At 61.7% G+C, this 17,786-nt stretch carries 14 protein-coding genes; 6 read left to right on the top strand and 8 right to left on the bottom strand.

The genetic code is table 11. The features are described 5' to 3' along the window. Window positions 1–3: 3 nt before the first annotated feature. From BM269_RS07635 to BM269_RS07625, 3 genes are all read right to left on the bottom strand, one after another. On the bottom strand, window positions 4–1,305 hold the full coding sequence (locus BM269_RS07635) for an NCS2 family permease (protein ID WP_090436421.1): 1,302 nt from the start codon (window positions 1,303–1,305) through the stop codon (window positions 4–6). A 144-nt stretch (window positions 1,306–1,449) separates the two neighbouring features. Beyond that, window positions 1,450–3,201, bottom strand: coding sequence for an allantoate amidohydrolase (locus BM269_RS07630; RefSeq protein WP_090436420.1), 1,752 nt, complete (start codon window positions 3,199–3,201; stop codon window positions 1,450–1,452). Window positions 3,202–3,330: 129 nt separating this feature from the next. Then, window positions 3,331–4,266 carry a LysR family transcriptional regulator gene (locus tag BM269_RS07625; protein WP_090436617.1) on the bottom strand — a complete coding sequence of 312 codons (936 nt, stop codon included), beginning with the start codon at window positions 4,264–4,266 and terminating at the stop codon, window positions 3,331–3,333. A 233-nt stretch (window positions 4,267–4,499) separates the two neighbouring features. Between BM269_RS07625 and BM269_RS07620 the strand changes: the two genes are divergently transcribed. From BM269_RS07620 to BM269_RS07605, 4 genes are all read left to right on the top strand, one after another. Next, window positions 4,500–5,780 carry a urate hydroxylase PuuD gene (locus BM269_RS07620; RefSeq protein WP_090436419.1) on the top strand — a complete coding sequence of 427 codons (1,281 nt, stop codon included), beginning with the start codon at window positions 4,500–4,502 and terminating at the stop codon, window positions 5,778–5,780. Window positions 5,781–5,791: 11 nt separating this feature from the next. Continuing rightward, window positions 5,792–7,414 carry an HAL/PAL/TAL family ammonia-lyase gene (gene hutH / locus BM269_RS07615; protein ID WP_090436418.1) on the top strand — a complete coding sequence of 541 codons (1,623 nt, stop codon included), beginning with the start codon at window positions 5,792–5,794 and terminating at the stop codon, window positions 7,412–7,414. 78 nt (window positions 7,415–7,492) lie between these two features. Beyond that, window positions 7,493–8,728: a hypothetical protein gene (locus BM269_RS07610; protein WP_139232683.1), complete on the top strand. Its 1,236-nt coding sequence runs from the start codon at window positions 7,493–7,495 to the stop codon at window positions 8,726–8,728. A gap of 306 nt (window positions 8,729–9,034) precedes the next feature. Beyond that, window positions 9,035–9,412 (top strand): DUF3060 domain-containing protein, encoded by a 378-nt coding sequence (locus tag BM269_RS07605; protein ID WP_090436416.1) that lies wholly within the window; start codon window positions 9,035–9,037, stop codon window positions 9,410–9,412. A gap of 65 nt (window positions 9,413–9,477) precedes the next feature. Here the strand turns inward: BM269_RS07605 and BM269_RS07600 are convergent, their stop codons facing one another. The 3 genes from BM269_RS07600 to BM269_RS07590 all read right to left on the bottom strand — a co-directional run bounded on the left by BM269_RS07600 (window position 9,478) and on the right by BM269_RS07590 (window position 13,215). Then, complete coding sequence (locus BM269_RS07600) at window positions 9,478–10,854, bottom strand: 8-oxoguanine deaminase (protein WP_090436415.1); 1,377 nt, start codon at window positions 10,852–10,854, stop codon at window positions 9,478–9,480. 111 nt (window positions 10,855–10,965) lie between these two features. Then, on the bottom strand, window positions 10,966–12,318 hold the full coding sequence (locus BM269_RS07595) for a nucleobase:cation symporter-2 family protein (protein ID WP_090436414.1): 1,353 nt from the start codon (window positions 12,316–12,318) through the stop codon (window positions 10,966–10,968). Window positions 12,319–12,393: 75 nt separating this feature from the next. Beyond that, window positions 12,394–13,215, bottom strand: coding sequence for an outer envelope protein (locus BM269_RS07590; protein ID WP_090436413.1), 822 nt, complete (start codon window positions 13,213–13,215; stop codon window positions 12,394–12,396). A gap of 129 nt (window positions 13,216–13,344) precedes the next feature. On the opposite strand from BM269_RS07590, the gene uraH reads away from it, so the two are divergent. Further along, window positions 13,345–13,698 (top strand): hydroxyisourate hydrolase, encoded by a 354-nt coding sequence (uraH, locus tag BM269_RS07585; RefSeq protein WP_090436412.1) that lies wholly within the window; start codon window positions 13,345–13,347, stop codon window positions 13,696–13,698. Window positions 13,699–13,707: 9 nt separating this feature from the next. After that, entirely contained in the window at window positions 13,708–15,009 is a 1,302-nt protein-coding gene (gene guaD, locus BM269_RS07580; RefSeq protein ID WP_090436411.1) for a guanine deaminase, read from the top strand. A 54-nt stretch (window positions 15,010–15,063) separates the two neighbouring features. Here guaD and pyk read toward each other — a convergent pair whose 3' ends face one another. Together pyk and BM269_RS07570 are read right to left on the bottom strand one after the other, a co-directional pair. Beyond that, window positions 15,064–16,485 carry a pyruvate kinase gene (pyk, locus tag BM269_RS07575; protein WP_090436410.1) on the bottom strand — a complete coding sequence of 474 codons (1,422 nt, stop codon included), beginning with the start codon at window positions 16,483–16,485 and terminating at the stop codon, window positions 15,064–15,066. Window positions 16,486–16,513: 28 nt separating this feature from the next. Continuing rightward, complete coding sequence (locus BM269_RS07570; RefSeq protein ID WP_090436409.1) at window positions 16,514–17,785, bottom strand: glycerate kinase type-2 family protein; 1,272 nt, start codon at window positions 17,783–17,785, stop codon at window positions 16,514–16,516. Window position 17,786: the final 1 nt, after the last annotated feature.

Here is a 17,786-nt window from a genome sequence, read left to right as displayed (position 1 = left end):
GCTTCATCCTGCGATGTAAATTGTTTTAAACAGGAACACGCCAGCGACACACCAGATCATGGCGCTGACTTCTTTGTATTTGCCGGTCAGCAGTTTCAGCGCGGCGTAGCTGATGAAGCCCAGCGCCAGGCCGTTGGCGATCGAGTAGGTAAATGGCATGACCAGCGCGGTGACGACGGCAGGCACGCTTTCCGTGGTCTCGGCCCAGTTGATCTCCGACATTTCGCGCAGCATCAGGCAGGCGACGAAGAACAGGGCTGGTGCGGTGGCGTAAGCCGGTACCACGCCGGCCAGCGGTGCGATGAACAGGGCTGCCAGGAACAGCAGGGCCACGATGACTGCGGTCAGGCCGGTACGTCCGCCTGCCTGCACACCGGCCGCGCTTTCGATGAAGGCAGTGGTGCTCGAGGTGCCCATCACGGCGCCGGCGATGATGGCGCCGGAGTCGGCCAGCAAGGCCTTGTTCATATTGGCCGGCAGTTTGCCGTCTTTCATCAGGCCGGCGCGCTGGGCCACGCCCATCAGGGTGCCGGTGGCGTCGAACAGTTCAACCAGGAAGAACACCAGGACCACGTTGAACAGGCCGTGCGACACCGCGCCCATGATGTCCAGTTCGAACGCGGTCGGGGAGATTGAAGGTGGCGCCGACACGATGCCGTGGAACTCGTTACCGCCGAAGAAGAAGCTCAGCACGGTCACGGCCATGATGCCGATCAGCAGGGCGCCGGTGACCTTCAAGCGGTCCAGGGCGACGATGACGAGGAAGCCGATGATGGCCAGCACCGGGGCAGGTTTGTGCAGGTCGCCCATGGTGACGAAGGTGGCAGGGCTGGAGACCACGATGCCCGCGTTCTTCAGCGAGATCAGCGCCAGGAACAGGCCGACCCCGGCCGGAATCGCGATACGCAGCGAGGCCGGAATGGCGTTCATGATTTTTTCGCGGATGCGCAGCAGGCTGACGATCATGAAACAGCAGCCGGAAATGAACACCGCGCCCAGGGCGGCTTGCCATGGGAAGCCCATGCCTGCCACCACGCCGTAGGCGAAGTAGGCGTTCAGGCCCATGCCCGGCGCCAGGCCGATAGGGAAGTTGGCATACAGGCCCATGATCAGGGTGCCGACAGCCGCAGCCACGCAGGTGGCCACGAAGACCGAGTCTTTCGGCATGCCGGCGTCGCCCAGGATGGATGGGTTGACGAAGATGATGTACGCCATCGTCAGGAAGGTGGTAATACCGGCCAGCACCTCAGTGCGCACGTCGGTGCCGTGCGCGCTGAGCTTGAAATATTGTTCCAGGAATTGCATGTTGGTGTCTCCGTTTAGTTTTTAGCGCCCGAAATTCCGCCTCTCCGGGCGGACAAATATGGCGTCCTCGCGCTGCTTTTTTTAACAATATCGTTGAAGGTCTCCTTTTCGGCTTATATGCCTGGGCATATCGGCTATTTCGACTTACGTATAGTTGCGCAGGAAGCTGAGCAGGATGCGGGCCGACAGGTCGGCGTCATCGTCGGTCATGGTCTCCAGCGGGTTGTGGCTGATGCCGCCGTTGCCGCAGCGCGTGAACAGCATGGCGACGTCGGTGACGCGGGCCATGAGCATGGCGTCGTGGCCCGCGCCGGAAGCGAGCTGGAAGGCCGGAATGCCATGGCGCTCCACAGCTGCTGCCAGCTGTTCCATCAGGCGCGGTGCGCATGGGGCGCAATCGGCGGCAACGGTCTGCTCGATCTGGAAGGTGATGTGGCGCTTTTCGCACACTTTTTCGATGTGGGCGAGGATGTCGTCCACCGCAGCATCGCGCGCCGCGTTGTTGGCGGCGCGGATATCGAGCGACAGGGTGCAGGCGCCCGGGATCACATTGGTGGAGCCGTTGGGCACCTGAAGCTGGCCGACCGTGCCGACCAGGGCGGAACTCTGATCCCGCGTACAGCGCTGTTCCACGTACAGGATGATCTCAGCGGCGGCGACAGCGGCGTCCTTGCGCATCGGCATAGGCGTGGTGCCGGCGTGGCTGGCCACGCCTTTCAGCTCCACCAGAAAACGCTTGCTGCCCGCGATGGAGGTCACCACGCCGACCGGCAGGCCGCGCTCAAGTAGTACCGGGCCTTGCTCGATATGCACTTCGACGAAGCCCAGCAGGTCGGCCGGGTCGCGCGCGATGTCGGCAATGGCGTTGACGTCATGGTCGGCATCGGTCAGCACATCGCGCAGCAACTGGCCGTCGCGGTCGCGCAAGTCCAGCAGCTTCGGATCGAACTGGCCGATCACCGCACTGCTGCCGAGGAAGGTGCTCTTGAAACGCACGCCTTCCTCTTCGGCGAAGCCGATGACCTCGAGGTGGAACGGCAGGGTTTCGCCGGTTTCGTGCAAGTGCTTGACCACCGCGATGGCGGTCAGGATGCCCTGGCGCCCGTCATACTTGCCGCCGTTGCGCACCGTGTCGTAATGCGAACCGGTGAGCAGGGTGCGTGCCTGCGGATCGGTGGACAGGTAGCGGCCCACCACGTTACCCACGGCGTCGATGTGGGCGTGCATGCCGGCCTCGCGCATCCACTTGGCCAATTGGTTGGCGGTACGGCGGTGGGTAGGCGTCATGTAGGTGCAGGTGAGGCCTTGTTCGTCCTCGCTCAGGGCGCCGATTTCTTCGGCCCACTCCATGATGTCGCGCCCCATGTGCGGCACGTAGGAAAGCAGGGCGTTCAGGCGCATCTCGGCGATACGGTGGATCTGGCGCAGTGCCTCGCGTTGTTCATCATCGGCCTGGTTGCGCAGGCGGCGCCGGAAAGCGGCGATGATGGCCTGGCGCGACAGCCCTTTGCCGTCGCCGCCTTTGACCGCCAGGATGAAGGGGAAGCCGAACTTGCCGTTGTAAGCGCCGTTCAGCTCCTGCAGCGCAGCGAATTCTTCCTTGGTGCACAGGTTCAGGCCGGCCTTGGCCTGTTCGCCGGTGGATTCCGGCGTCAATTCGCCCGCAACGGCGGCTTTGCCGGCCAGTTCCGGGTGGGCGCGGATCAGGCCCAGTTGTTCGTCGTTGCTGGCGTCCGACACCACTCTTTGCAGGCCGAGTTTCAGTTCGTCGATGCTGCGGAATGGGCGCTGCGTGGCGGCGCGCTGCGGAATCCATGGGGAATGCTCATACAGGCCGTGCAGGATCTCGGTAAAAGTCTCTGCGTCGCAGGTGTTCAGTCGCTTCAGGCTCGTCATCGTGCTTCGGGCCGCCGCCTGGCGACGGCCCGCTCCAAGTAAGGTGTTCTGGGGAATGGCGAATTGATAATAGAGGCCCGGCAGGCGCGAGATATAACGCTGGGCCGATATCAGCTATCTGGGGCGGTTTTATTTCACCAGCAGGCGGGCCGCTGCGCTGACCTGGGCGCGCAGCCACTTGTGCTCCGTCGCGTGATGGGCCCGTTCGTGCCATAGCTGGTAGAAGCTCAGCGGCGGGAATTCCAGCGGCACTTTGTAGGACTTCAGCCCCAGCAGATTCTCGTAGAAATTGGCAAATTGTTTGCCGCTCGTCAAAACCAGATCTGTCTGCTGAACGATGTAGGGCAGCATGCGGAAGTGTGCCGATTCCACAACAATATTGCGCTCCATATCGCGCTCCTCGAGGAAGGAGTCGATGTTGCCGTGGTAGCCCGGCAGGATCTGGGCCGGCGCGACATGCGGCAGGGTGAGGTATTCCTCGGGCGTCATGCCGTCTTTCGGGGTGCGGCGGGCGTAGGCGCTGTTGGCGCGCATCAGGCAGACGATCGGGTCGTCGAACAGCTTCGAGATGTGCAGGTGCTGGGGCGGCTCATCCCAGTTGCCGACCACCAGGTCCAGGTCGCCATCGGACAGCAGGCGCACGTAGTCGATATCCGGGCCCAGCGAATGGATCACCAGGCGGCTGCGCGGCGATTCGCGGCGCAGCCGCGCGATCACCTCGGTGAAGAACTGGGTGTTCATATAGTCCGGCGCGGCGATATGGAAGGTGCGCGCCTCGTCCTGCGGCACAAACGCTGTCTTGGGGCTGAACAGGCTTTCGGTTTCGTCGAGGATGCGCTTGGCGGTCTTCAACAGGCTTTCGCCGTGTTGTGTCGGCACCATGCCGCGGCCGCCGCGTACCAGCAGCGGATCGCCGGTCAGGTCGCGCAGCTTGCGCAGCGACCCGGAAATGGAGGGCTGCGGCTGGTTCAGTTTAAGGGCCACGCGCGATACGTTCTTCTCCACCAGCAGCAGGTACAGAATACGGATCAGGTGGATGTCTAAGTGTTCTGGCAATCTGGACATCATGGTCTCCGAATACTATTTATTTAGATTTTTCCATGAGAGGTTCGCACCTTCCGGGTCCCGAAACTATATCTCCAGGACTATGCGAGTTATATAGCAAACGGGAGGTCTCCCGCGCCCGCAACCGATATCGTTCCATCCACGCAGGTCGTAGCGGCGGCGGTATGACGACCGTTTGGTTCATCTGAAGTGCCCGCCAGAGGCAGGTGAACGGACTTATTGGAAAAAAAATCATGGAGACTTTATTCGGCCCTTACGGGGTGGAATGGCTTAATTTGCTGGTGCGCTGGCTGCACCTGATCACCGGTATCGCCTGGATCGGCGCCTCGTTTTACTTTGTCTGGCTGGACAACTCGATCCGGCCACCCAAGCCTGGCAGCCCGCTGGCCAAGAAAGGCGTGATGGGCGAACTGTGGGCCGTCCACGGCGGCGGCTTCTACAACCCGCAAAAATACCTGGTCGCGCCGGACGAACTGCCGGCAGACCTGCATTGGTTCAAATGGGAAGCGTATGCCACCTGGCTGAGCGGCTTCGCCATGCTGTTCATCGTCTACTACTTCAACGCTTCGGCGATGATGATCGATAAGAACGTGGCCGACCTGTCGTCGGTGCAAGCGGTGGCCGTCGGCCTGGGTACGCTGGCGGGCGGCTGGATGGTGTACGACACCCTGTGCAAGACCGCGCTGGCCGAAAAGCCTGCCGTGCTGGGCACCGTGATGTTCGTGCTGATCGTGGGCGCGGCTTATGTACTGACGCATACCCTGAGCGGTCGTGCTGCCTACATCCACGTCGGTGCCATGATCGGCACCATGATGGTTGGTAACGTGCTGTTTGTGATTATTCCTGGACAACGCAAGCTGGTGGACGCGATGGCCAAGGGCCAGTCGCCCGATCCGGTCTACGGCAAGCGCGCCAAGGTGCGCTCGGTGCACAACAATTACTTCACGCTGCCGGTGCTGCTGATCATGATCAGCAACCACTACGCGATGACCTACAGCCACGCCTATAGCTGGCTGGTGTTGGCCGCCATCATGGCCGCCGGGGTGCTGATTCGCCATTTCTTCAACCTGCGCCATGCGGGCAAGGTGTCGCCGGCGTTTCCGATTGCCGGCGTGATCCTGCTGGCTGGCGTGGCTGTGGCCATCGCTCCCGCGCCGCGCAAGGCAGTCGCTGCTCCGGCGACGGTAGCTGCCACCGTAGCTGCCACCGTAGCTGCCACGGTGGATGCCGATGGCCATGCCGCCGCCCCGGCAGCGCAAGCCAGCCTGTCCAGCGTCCAGCAAGTTGTAACGCAGCGCTGCGCTTCCTGCCACTCCGCGTCGCCAACCCAGGCGGGTTTCGCATCGGCCCCGGGCGGCGTGATGCTCGATACCGAGGCCCAGGTCAAGCAGCACGCCGCCAAGATCTACCAGCGCGCGGTGCAGAACAAGGATATGCCGCTGGCCAACATGACCCATATGACCGACGCTGAGCGCCAGCTGATCGGCACCTGGTTCGAGACCAGCGCGAACTGAAAGGAACAGCAATGAGCAACGTAACTATCGACGGCTTCAACCTGACTGCCGAAGAAGTGCTGGCCGTGGCGCGCAATGGCGCCAAAGTCGAATTGTCGGCCACTTCGCGCGCCGCGCTGAAGGAAAGCCGCGACTACATCGAATCCACATGGATGCATGATGAAGCGCCGATGATGTACAGCTTTAACACCGGCGTCGGCCTGTTGAAGGACACCCGCATCAAGGTTGAACACATCGAGCTGTTCCAGACGCAGCTGATCAAGGCGCACAGCGGCGGCATCGGCGAACCGTTCTCGGAAGAAGTGAGCCGCGCCACCATGCTGCTGCGTGCGAACGCCTTCGCCAGCAACTATTCGGCGCCGCGCGTGGAAGTGGTGGACCGCCTGCTGGCCTTCATCAACGCCGGCATCCACCCGATCATGCCGCAAAAGGGTTCCGTGGGTGCTTCCGGCGACCTGGCGCCGCTGGCCTACCTGGCAGCGGCCATCGCCGGCTTCGATGAAGCGGAAGTGATGTACCAGGGCCAGCGCATGCCAGCCGCCGAGGCGATCAAGCGCGCCGAAGTCGGCCCGGTCAAGTTCGACCTGAAGGCCAAGGACGCATCGGCCCTGATCAACGGTTGCACGGCATCCCTGGCAGTCGCCGTGCTGGCCGCCAAGGATGCTCGCGACCTGCTGACCGATGCCTGCCTGTCCCTGGGCCTGACGCTGGAAGCCATGCGCGCCGAGATGTCCGCCTTCGACCCGCGCATCCAGCAGGCACGCCCGCATCCGGGCCAGATCAAGACCGCCTCCGTGGTGCGCAAGCTGCTGAAAGGTTCCACGCGCGCGAGCCACGAAGCGCGTGCCGTGCAGTTTCCAGATGAACTGCGCCGCACCGATATCCCGTACACCCCGCGTATCCAGGACGTGTACTCGCTGCGCTGCACGCCCCAAGTCTACGGTCCCGTGTTCGATGCGCTGGACTACATCGACACCATCGTGAAGAACGAGATCAATTCGGCCACCGACAACCCGCTGATCTTCGGCAAGGATGACGGCGGTTTCGAGATCATCTCTGGCGGTAATTTCCACGGCCAGTACCTGGCGCAAGCGATGGACCTGCTGGCCATGGCGATTACGGACCTGGGCAGCATCTGTGAGCGGCGCGTGGCCCGCCTGATCGACCCAACCCTGTCGTGGGGCCTGCCGCGCAACCTGATGTCCGGCCTGCGCGGCGTGAACACCGGCTATCCGGTGGTGCAATGCTCGCTCAGCTCCCTGGTGATGGAAAACCGCACGCTGTCGATGCCTGGCAGCGTGGACTCGATTCCCTCGAAGGCCAACAGCGAAGACCACATCTCCAACTCGACGTGGTGCGCGCGCAAGGCGCATACCGTGGTGCAGAACACCCAGTACATCGTGGGTGTGGAAATGCTGTTGGCGGCACAGGCGCTGACCATGACCGAGCACCTGCTGCCTGGCTTCAAGCTGGGCGAAGGCACCCAGGCGGCCTATGACGAAATTCGCAAGCAGATCCCGGCATGCCTGGAAGGCGACCGCTGGTTCCACAACGACATCCAGGTCGCACACAGCTTCGTCACCAGCCGCTCGGTGCAGGAAGCGGTGACCGCAAAGGTTGGCGAATTCGTCTGACGGTTCGCAGTTCCCAGGAAAACGGCCCGCATGGGCCGTTTTTTGTGCCGCGCTTCGAAAATAATGGAGTAGATCGGAATGACAAACCTGAAGTGGTTATTAAAGATGGTGGCAAGCTTTCTTGCGTTGCTGCTCCTGTTGATCGCATTCGTGTTCTTCATCAATCGCGAAGACAAACCGCCTTCCGAATCGGTCATCAAGTTGCAGGGTATTGCGTCCGCGACCACGCCGGTCACGGACCGTGACAATGCCTACATTTATGTCATGGGCTTCTCCGCATCGGACCATGCCGATGTGATGTCGGAGGGTGTTGCCCGCGTTGAACAGATGCGCCAGTCAATGGAATCCCCCGGGGTGACCGACAGCGCCGAAGCGCCAGGCCGGAAACAGCTTCAGCGAGAACCTGCCCAATTGATTGAACGCTATGAGCGCCTGCTGGAATTCAAGCAGTGGCGCGAGCTTCGGCTGGGTGACGCGCGCTCGCAGGATGCCGCGTTCAGCCAGGTGTTTGAAGCGCAGCGCCTGATGTATTCGAGGGCCTTGTCGCTTGAGGTAAAGGGAGATGCAGCGGATTGCAAGCGCATGCTGGAAAGGGATTATCGGTTCTGGCGGATGGTCCTGGCCGAGAGTGCCAGTGCGAACGTCAAAATGATCGCAGCGCGCAGCATTGAACTGCATTTTGAAATGGGCAATCTTGTGGTGCGCCGTTTTCCACCAGCGCTGACGATGACGGCCATTCCGGACGGCTGGCGGGAACCGTTCTCCGATCGTGAGCGATCATTGGCGAGGATCATGGCCAACGAATGGACGCTGTCCGACTTGCGGCCCGACGATGAACGCGCCAAGAATTTGGTGACGATGTTGTTCGGAAGCTTCCTGTACCAGCCGCAAGCGACGACCAATGCCAATGCTGATCGCATGCTTCGCGTAGTCGAGCTGTATGACCGCGACTACCCCGCGATCCCGCAGGCGGCTGCCACTTTCCTGGCGTCCCACGGCAATGAGAAGAAGGCCGCAGCCGATATTGGTGTCTACAACCCAGTCGGCAGGATCCTGCTCAATATGGAAGGCATGGATGCATACACCAGGTACGGATTCCGGGTCGCCGATCTGGAAGGAATACGCAGGATGGCGCTGCTGGCTGCGCAATTGAGAAGTAGCGGCGCCAAAGGCAACGACGTGGCTGACGGAGTGCGAACCAGCGATCTGCGCGACCCTTACGACGGCAAGGAATTCACCTGGGATCCGGAGCATAGCTCTTTCTTGTTCAGGCGAACGCTCGAAGGGAAGCCGGATTTCAAGATCGCTTATTGATGTGTGATAGTGCCCCTGAAAATGGCCCAGGCGGGCCGTTCCTTGTCGCAGGTATTCGGAATGCACCGAGTAGCTCCTCCCAATTCCTAATTGCGCCGACTTCGCTCAAACGCTTCGCAAAGTGGCTCAATGCTGCTTTTTCGTGCTCGTTTGCTGCTCTTTTTTGCTCTTTCGATGCTCTTTTTTGCTCCTTTACTGCTCATTTGTGCTCGTTCGGTGCTCTTTTCTGCTCGCCTGTGCAATCGTACGCACCTGGTTTTACCATTCCCCTAGAATTACGTTTTTTATAACTTTGTGAGAGTTGGTATGAAACTGGGAATGCAAAAAGCTGTGGCTGCAAGCGTCGTAATGTTGGTGATGGCCGGCGCCTACGCACAAGAAGATGCGGTCGGCGAGGTTGAGGTGAGCGATAAGTTGATCAGCATCAGTGGCAGTGGGCACCAGCGTACGTTTGCTTGCGATGGGCGGAAACTCGAGGTCGTCGGCACGGGCCACGTAGTGAATACCACAGGCGTGTGCGGCGAGGTTGAAATCCTGGGCGTCGGCAATGTTGTCAATACCGAGGTTAAGCCTAAAGGCCGGCTCAGTATCACTGGCACGGATCATACGGTCCGTTGGAAATCGGAAGGCAAGATTGCGCAAAGCGTCACCGGGACCGGGCATCGGATCACCCGCGTTAAATAGTCGGTCTCGAACGCGAGCAAACGTGCTGAGACCCTGGGGGCCTTTGAAGCCCTCATGGCTCCAGATCATGCGATCTTTCGTGTTCCGGTTGCCAGTGCCAGCTTTGCGGCCAGTTGATTATGGCGCTCAATTGTCAATGGCAGGTCGATGGTTTGCAGGATGCCTTTCTTCACCACGACTTTGCCGTTGATGATGCTGTAGTTGACGTTGGCCGGTGTGCAGAACACGAGTGCGGCTACCGGGTCGTGCAAGGCGCCGGCAAAGCCTATCTGGTCCAGCTTGAACATGACGATGTCGGCCGACATGCCTGGCTTCAATGCGCCGATGTCGTCGCGGTTCAGTACTTTCGCGCCACCCAAGGTGGCCAGTTCCAGTGCCTGGCGTGCGGTCATCGCGTCCGGGCCAAAACCTACGCGCTGCAGCAGCATGGCTTGCCTCACTTCGCCCAGCATATGCGCCCCGTCGTTTGATGCAGAACCGTCGACGCCCAAGCCAACTGGCACGCCGGCATCAACCATTTTACGGATCGGTGCAATGCCGGAGGCCAGGCGCATGTTGGAACATGGGCAGTGCGCGATGCCGGTACCTGTCTTTGCGAACATGTAGACGCCGTCATCATCCAACTGCACGCAGTGTGCGTGCCATACGTCATGTCCCACCCAGCCGCAGTCCTCGGCATATTCAGCGGGTGTCATATTGAATTTTTCGCGGCTGTAGGCGATGTCGTTCACGTTTTCGGCCAGGTGCGTGTGCAGCGATACTCCGTGGCTGCGGGCCAGCGCGGCGGCTTCCTTCATCAAGTCGCGCGACACTGAGAACGGCGAGCAGGGCGCGACGACGATGCGTTGCATGGCGTGGCGTTGCGCGTCGTGATAGGTCTCGATCAGGCGCTGGGTGTCGCGCAGGATCGCCTTTTCATCTTCAACCACGCAGTCGGGTGGCAGGCCACCTTTGGATTGGCCCACGCTCATCGAGCCGCGGGCGGCGTGGAAGCGCATGCCAATCCTGGCGGCGGCTTCGATACTGTCATCGAGCCTGCAATCGTTCGGGTAAATGTACAGGTGGTCGCTGCTGGTGGTGCAGCCTGACAGGATCAGCTCCGACATGGCGGTCAGCGTCGATACGTGCACCATTTCGGCATCCAGGTTGGCCCAGATCGGGTACAGATTGGTCAGCCAATTAAATAACTCGCCGTTCTGCGCGGTGGGGATCACGCGCGTCAGACTTTGGTACATGTGGTGGTGGGTATTGACCAGGCCGGGAATCACCACGTGGCCGGTTGCGTCAATCACCTCGTCGGCCAAATGCGGCAGCTCGGAGGTGGCACCGACTTGTTCGACGACGTTGCCGCGCACGTAGATGGCGCCGTTGTCGATTTCGCGGCGTTGTTCGTCCATCGTGACAAGCACGCGCGCATTTTTGATCAGGAGAGTTTTACTCATTCAGTTCTTCTCGAAATGACTAAACACTGCGGAAACAATGCGCGGAGCAATGCGGAAACAATGTCGGTGAAAGGATCGGTCCTGCCACTTGCAGTGCAGGACCGGGGGAGTTTAGCCGACTTTCGGGATCAGCATCGGCTGTGGAACATCATCTTCCTCATCTTCGTCATGTTCAGCGACCGGCCGGTCGGGCAGCACCAGGTTCAGCACCACGGCCACGATGGCGGCGGTGGAAATGCCGGAGCCGAAGATTTCGTGCACGAAGGAGGGCAGCTTGGACAGCAGTTCCGGACGGACCGATACGGCCAGGCCGCAGCCTACCGATACCGCGATCAGCAAGCCGGTGCGCTTATCGTGTTCGACGTTGGACAGCATCTGCACGCCGGCCGCGATAATCATCGCGAACATCATCAGGCCTGCACCGCCCAGTACCGGCTGCGGGATCGTCACGACAATCGCGCCGAGCACCGGGAACAGGCCAGCAGCTGCAAGGAGGACGCCGGTCAGCGCAACCACGTAGCGGCTTGCCACGCCGGTCAAGGAAATCACGCCCACGTTCTGCGCGAAAGTCGAAACCGGCGGCGCACCCAGCACCGAGACGAAGGCGGAGCCCAGGCCGTCGCACAGCACGCCGCGGCACAGCAGTTTGCCTTTCATCTTGGTGTTGGTCGCGGAACCCAGCGCCATGAAGGTGCCGGTGGTTTCCACGATGGTGACGACGTATGCCAGCGCCATGGCCAGGATGCCGCTAAGCGGGAAGGTCATGCCGAAATACAGGGGCTGCGGCACGGCGAAGACTGCGGCCTTTTGGACGGCGTCGAAATTGACCAGGCCCAATCCCAGGCATACGCAATAGCCGATCGCGATGCCAATCACCACGGCGGCGGCGGAGATGATGCCTTTGCCGAATTGGACCAGCGCGATCACTGTGGCCAGCACGAACAGCGCAATGCCCAAGTTGGTAGGATCGCCGTAGTTCGCGCCGGCATTCTTGCCGCCGGCTGCCCAGTCGACTGCGACCGGTACCAGCGACAAGCCGATCATGGTCACGACTACGGCAGTCACCTGGTGCGGGAACAGCTTGCGGATCTGCGGCATGAAGAAGCTGCCGAGGATCATGATCGCGGAACCGGCAAGAGATGAGCCGAGGATACCGGGCACCCCATGTTCCAGGCCGACGCTAATGGCGGCCCCGACGAAGGCGAAGCTGGTGCCCATCACGCAGGGCAAGCGGATGCCGACGCGGCCTACGCCGATGCATTGGATGGTGGTGACGATGCCGGAACCCAGCAGGGCGGCGTTGACCAGGGCGACCACCTGGTCGGCGGGAAGTTTCAGGACCGCGCCGACCACCAGGGGAACGGCGATGATGCCGCCCAGGGCAGCCAGCATGTGCTGGGCCGCCAATAGCGCGGTTGTAATTGGCGGTGGACGGTCGTCCACCTGGTATAGCAGGTTGTTCATGGTGTCTCCGTTATAGGATTTTTATCTGAACTACTTTTTCCGGTGCTATCCGGCGTGCCGCTGTGGGTCAGTTTTTTAGAAATGGTACTCCGCGCGGATCATCGGGGTCTTTGCCGTGCTGCCGGGGATATTATGGGGATTGCCGAATTTGTTGCGCCAGTATTGGTATTCCAGGCCGACTTTGAAGCTGTTTGGCTTGGCGCCAAGATGGCCGCTCAGGTCATACATCACTTGCGCGTCAATGTTTACTTCCGGTGAAGTCTGGCCGCCGAATTCATCCTTGCCCTTGTTGCCGATCCAGTTGGCGTAGCCTTCGAAGCTGAAGCCCGAACCGAGCGGAATGCCCCAGGAGGCGCTCAGCATGGCGTGGGTGTCGTATTTGTAGCGCTTGGCGATGCCGAGCGGCTGGTTGCTTTCCCACATGCCCAACAGGCTCACATTCAGGAAGCCCGGCACGTCCAGCATCAGGGTAGGGCCGGCCACGATCATGCGCTTGCGCGAGTTGTAGGTGTCGTCGTTCTTGGTGTTCCAGTCGAAGCCTGCGGTGATGCCGACGCCGCGTACCGGGCCGAATTTGAAATCCTTGCCACTTACTTTGCCCAGGTCCAGGGTGTGGCGGTACAACAGATAGGCTTCGTGCGCGTTGTTGTCCTTCGCGTCGGAACGCAGGAAGTCCAGGTTCATGTAGTTGCTGCCGTACTTATAGCCGTCGACGTAGGTCCAGTTCAGGATCTGTTTTTGGATGTCGTTCGGATTGTACGGTTCTGCGAATTTGCTGCCGTAGCGGTAGCCGATGGAGGTGTCGCTCCAGTCGGCGGCACTGGCTTGCTGTGCGCCCATCGTGAGGGCCAGGACAGCGATGGTGCCGGCTGCCGCTACGCGTAATGCTTGCTGCATGGTGTCTCCTGTATTTTTTGATATGGAGTCCCGATTATGTCCGTGCAGGTCATGATTGATATTCACCGCCGTGTATATATCGCAATGGCCCGCCGTATATGATTTTCTTCATTCACAAGAGGAGACCATATGGGCAAACTGAGTACACACGTCCTGGATATCACCCAGGGCAAGCCTGGCGCGGGCGTCAAAGTCAAACTATTCCGCGTTGAGGGCAACACAAAAGTGTTGTTGAAGACCGACACTACCAACCAGGACGGCCGTTGCGAAACGCCTTTGCTGACTGGCGGCGAGGTCGTGGCGGGCAAATACGAGCTGGTGTTCGGCGCCGGCGATTACTTCGCGGCGCAAGGCGTGGCGCTGCCGGAGCCGCGCTTCGTCGACGAAGTGATCATCGCGTTCGGCATTGCGGACGTCAATGCGAACTACCACGTGCCTATCGTGGTGTCGCCGTGGGCGTATTCGACTTACCGCGGCAGCTAGGAAGGCGTCATGACTACTTTGAAAGCTTTCCGCGCCAGCATCCTTCATTTCACGGCGGATCCGGCCTTCCATGCCAACGCGCATACGTGGCACGAGGATGGCCTGCTGGTGATTGACGACGGCCGCGTACAGGCGGCTGGCGAGTACGCGCAGTTGAAGGATACGCTGCCGCCGGATACCCAGGTGCGCGACTACCGTGGCAAGATCATCATGCCGGGCTTTATCGATACCCACATCCACTACCCGCAGACGGACATGATCGCCTCGCCGGCGCCAGGACTGCTGCCTTGGCTGGATACCTACACTTTCCCCACCGAGCGCCAGTTCAAGGACCCGGTGCACGCAGGGGAGGTGGCCGATTTCTTTATCAAGGAGCTGCTGCGTTGCGGCACCACCACTGCCATGGTGTACTGCACCGTGCATCCGGAATCGGTGGACGCCTTCTTCGGCGCTGCGGAAGAGCGCAACCTGCGCATGGCGGCCGGCAAGGTGATGATGGACCGGCATTGCCCTGGCTTCCTGCAGGATACGGCGGAAACCGGCGCGCGCGAGAGCGAGGAGCTGATTCATCGCTGGCATGACAAGGGCCGGAATATGTACGCTCTGACGCCGCGCTTTGCACCGACTTCCACCGAAGCGCAAATGCATATGTGCGGCGAATTGGCGCGCGCTTATCCGGACACCTACGTGCAGACGCACGTGGCGGAAAACACCGATGAAGTGGCGTGGGTCAAGTCGCTGTTCCCGGATGCGCGCAGCTACCTGGACGTGTACGACAAGTACGGCCTGCTGCGCCCACGTTCCATGTACGCGCATTGCATCTGGCTGGACAACGAGGACCGCGCACGCATGGCTGACACCGGCGCAGCCGTGTCGATGTGCGCCACCTCCAACCTGTTCCTGGGCAGCGGCCTGTTCGATTTCGCGGCGGCCGACAAACAGAACGTTGCGTTGTCGTTGGCGACCGACGTCGGTGGCGGCACCTCGTTCTCCATGCTGCAGACCATGAACGAAACCTACAAGGTAGCGCGCATGGGCGGCACCTACTTGCCCGCGCTGCGCATGTTCTACATGGCGACGCTGGGCGGTGCGCGCAGCATGCAGCTGGAAGGCACGGTAGGCAGCTTCGCCGCCGGCGCCGAGGCGGACTTTATCGTGGTCGATCCCAAGGCCACACCGTTGCTGGAACGCCGCACCACGCGCTGCGACAGCCTGGAGGAGCTGCTGTTCGCGCTGGCTTTGCTGGGTGACGATCGCGCTATCGCAGCCACCTATGCGGCAGGGGTGCAGGTGCATCAGCGCGGGGAATAAAAAAGACGCCGGTTGGAGGACCGGCGTTAAAAGAGAAAGTCTGTACTTTGAAGCTTATTGGGGCCAGATTTCCGCCAGGCGCAGCAGGTTGGTACTACCCGGCTGCCCGAACGGCGTCCCTGCGGCGATGGCGATCTGGTCGCCGGCCTTGACGAATCCTTCTCGCAGCGCGGTACGGCAAGCCGCCGCCACCATTTCATCCACACTGTTCACATCCTGGCTCACGGTGCTGTGCACGCCCCAGGCCAGCGCCAGGCGGCGCGCCGTCTCCGGTTTCGGCGTGATGCTCACGATCGGCGCCATCGGCCGCTCGCGCGCGGTGCGCAAGCTGCTATGGCCGGAGGTGGTGTAGGCCACCATGGCTTTCGCGCCCATGATGCGTGCGGCATCGCGCATGGCGGCGCTGATTGCGTCGCCCTTGGTCGGCAGCGGCACCTGGTGCTGGGCTTCGATCATGGCCGGATACAGCGGATCGCGCTCGACTTCGGAGATGATCCTGTCCATGATGGATACCGCCTGGACCGGATATGCTCCGCTGGCCGATTCGGCGGACAACATCACCGCGTCCGCGCCTTCATACACGGCGTTGGCGACGTCGGACGCCTCGGCGCGGGTTGGCACCGGTGCGCTGACCATGGATTCCAGCATCTGCGTAGCAACCACAACCGGCTTGCCGTGCTTGCGGCACAGGCGCACGATGCGTTTCTGCACGCCCGGCACGCGCTCCGGCGGAAGCTCGACACCCAGGTCGCCGCGCGCGACCATGATCGCATCGGACACGCCGACGATTTCTTCCAACCGGTCAAGGGCAGCCGGCTTCTCCAGCTTGGACAGCACACCGGCGCGGCCTTGCACCAGTTCCTTCGCCTGCACCACGTCTTCCGGCAACTGCACAAACGAAAGCGCGATCCAGTCCACGCCCAGGCCGAGCGCGAATTCCAGGTCTGCCTTGTCCTTTGCCGTCAGCGCCGGAATCGGCAGCACGGCATCGGGCACGTTCACGCCTTTACGGTCGGACAGCACGCCGCCGTTCACCACGCGGGTGCGGATGGTGCCTGCGTCGCTGGCCAGCACTTCGAGCCGGATGCGGCCATCGTCCAGCAGCAGCGACTGGCCTGCGGACACGGCGGCAAACAGCTCAGGGTGCGGCAGCCGTACGCGCGAAGCGCTGCCCAGCGCCGGGGCCTGGTCCAGCTGGAATTCCGCGCCTGCATGCAAGGTCGCTTTCCCGCCTTCGAACTGGCCGATGCGCAGTTTGGGGCCCTGCAAGTCGGCCAGGATGGCGATGGGGCGTCCCAGTTCCTGTTCGATGGCACGCACGATGCCATAGCGCGCCTGGTGGTCGGCATGGCTGCCGTGGCTGAAGTTGAAGCGGAACACGTCGGCGCCCGCCTCGAACAGGGCCTTGATGGTGGCGTAGTCGCTGCTTGCGGGGCCGAGGGTTGCTACTATTTTTGCTTTGCGTTCGCGACGCATATGGGTGTCTCTCTCTATTCTCAATCAATCAAAGAATCAGGATGGCGCGGAAGTCGTTCACGTTGGTGCGTGTCGGGCCGCTGGCCACCAGGTCGTCCAGGGCGCTGAAGAAGCTGTAAGCGTCGTTGTTGGCCAGCAGGTGCTTGCCACTCACGCCCTTGGCATTGGCGCGGGCCAGCGAATCCGGCGCGTAAATGGCACCGGCGTTGTCTTCCGAGCCGTCGATACCGTCCGTGTCGCAAGCGATCGCATGCACGCCATCGGCCCCTTCCATCGCCTGCGCGAAGCTGAGCAGGAATTCGACGTTACGGCCGCCGCGTCCATTGCCGCGCACGGTGACGGTTGTCTCGCCGCCTGACAGGATCACGCAAGGACGCTGGAAAGGCTGGCCGCGCGTCAGCACCTGGCGCGCCAGGGCTGCGTGCATCAAGCCGATGTCGCGCGCTTCGCCTTCGATGCCGTCGGACAGGATGTACGGCGTCAGGCCGGCCTCGCGCGCCTTGGCGGCGGCGGCTTCCAATGCGTGTTGCGCCGTCGCGATAACGTGGTGGCTGTGTCCTTCGAAGCGTGCATCGCCCGGCTTCGGTGTTTCGCTGGCCGGCGATTGCAGGTGCACCAGCACGCTTTTCGGAATCTCTATCCGGTATTTGCACAGGATTGCCAGCGCTTCGGAACTGGTGGTGGCATCGGGCAGGGTAGGGCCGCTGGCGATCACGCGCGGATCGTCGCCCGGCACGTCGGAAATCAGCAGCGTTACCACCCGCGCCTTGCCGCAGGCCAGCGCCAGGCGCCCGCCCTTGATCGCGGAAAGGTGCTTGCGCACGCAATTCATCTCGCCGATGGTGGCACCGCTTTTCAACAGCGCCTTGTTCAACGCCTGCTTTTCGGCCAGCGAAATCCCTTCGGCCGGCAGCGCCAGCAAGGCCGAGCCGCCGCCGGAAATCAGGCACAACACCAGGTCGTCCGCGGTCAATCCCTGCACCATTTCCAGCATGCGCGCCGCGGCTTTCTGGCCGGCGTCATCAGGTACCGGGTGGGACGCTTCCACCACTTCGATATGCTGGGTGTCCGCACCATGGCCATAGCGGGTGACCACCAGCCCGGACAACGGCCCTTGCCAGCTGCGTTCCACCGCTTGCGCCATGGCGGCGGCACCTTTGCCGGCACCGATGACCAAGGTCCTGCCATTGGTGGGCGGCGGCGGCAGGTAGTCCTGCACCAGGTTGCGCGGGTGGACCGCACCGATTGCTGCGTCATACAGATCGAGCAGGAGCTCGCGTGGGGCTGGTGCGGACGTCATG

The sequence above is a fragment of the Duganella sp. CF458 genome, assembly GCF_900113115.1.
In the GTDB taxonomy this organism is placed as follows: Bacteria; Pseudomonadota; Gammaproteobacteria; order Burkholderiales; family Burkholderiaceae_D; genus Rugamonas.
The sequence above is the reverse complement of the archived record's forward strand: the minus strand, read 5'-3'. Positions and strand labels throughout refer to the sequence as shown.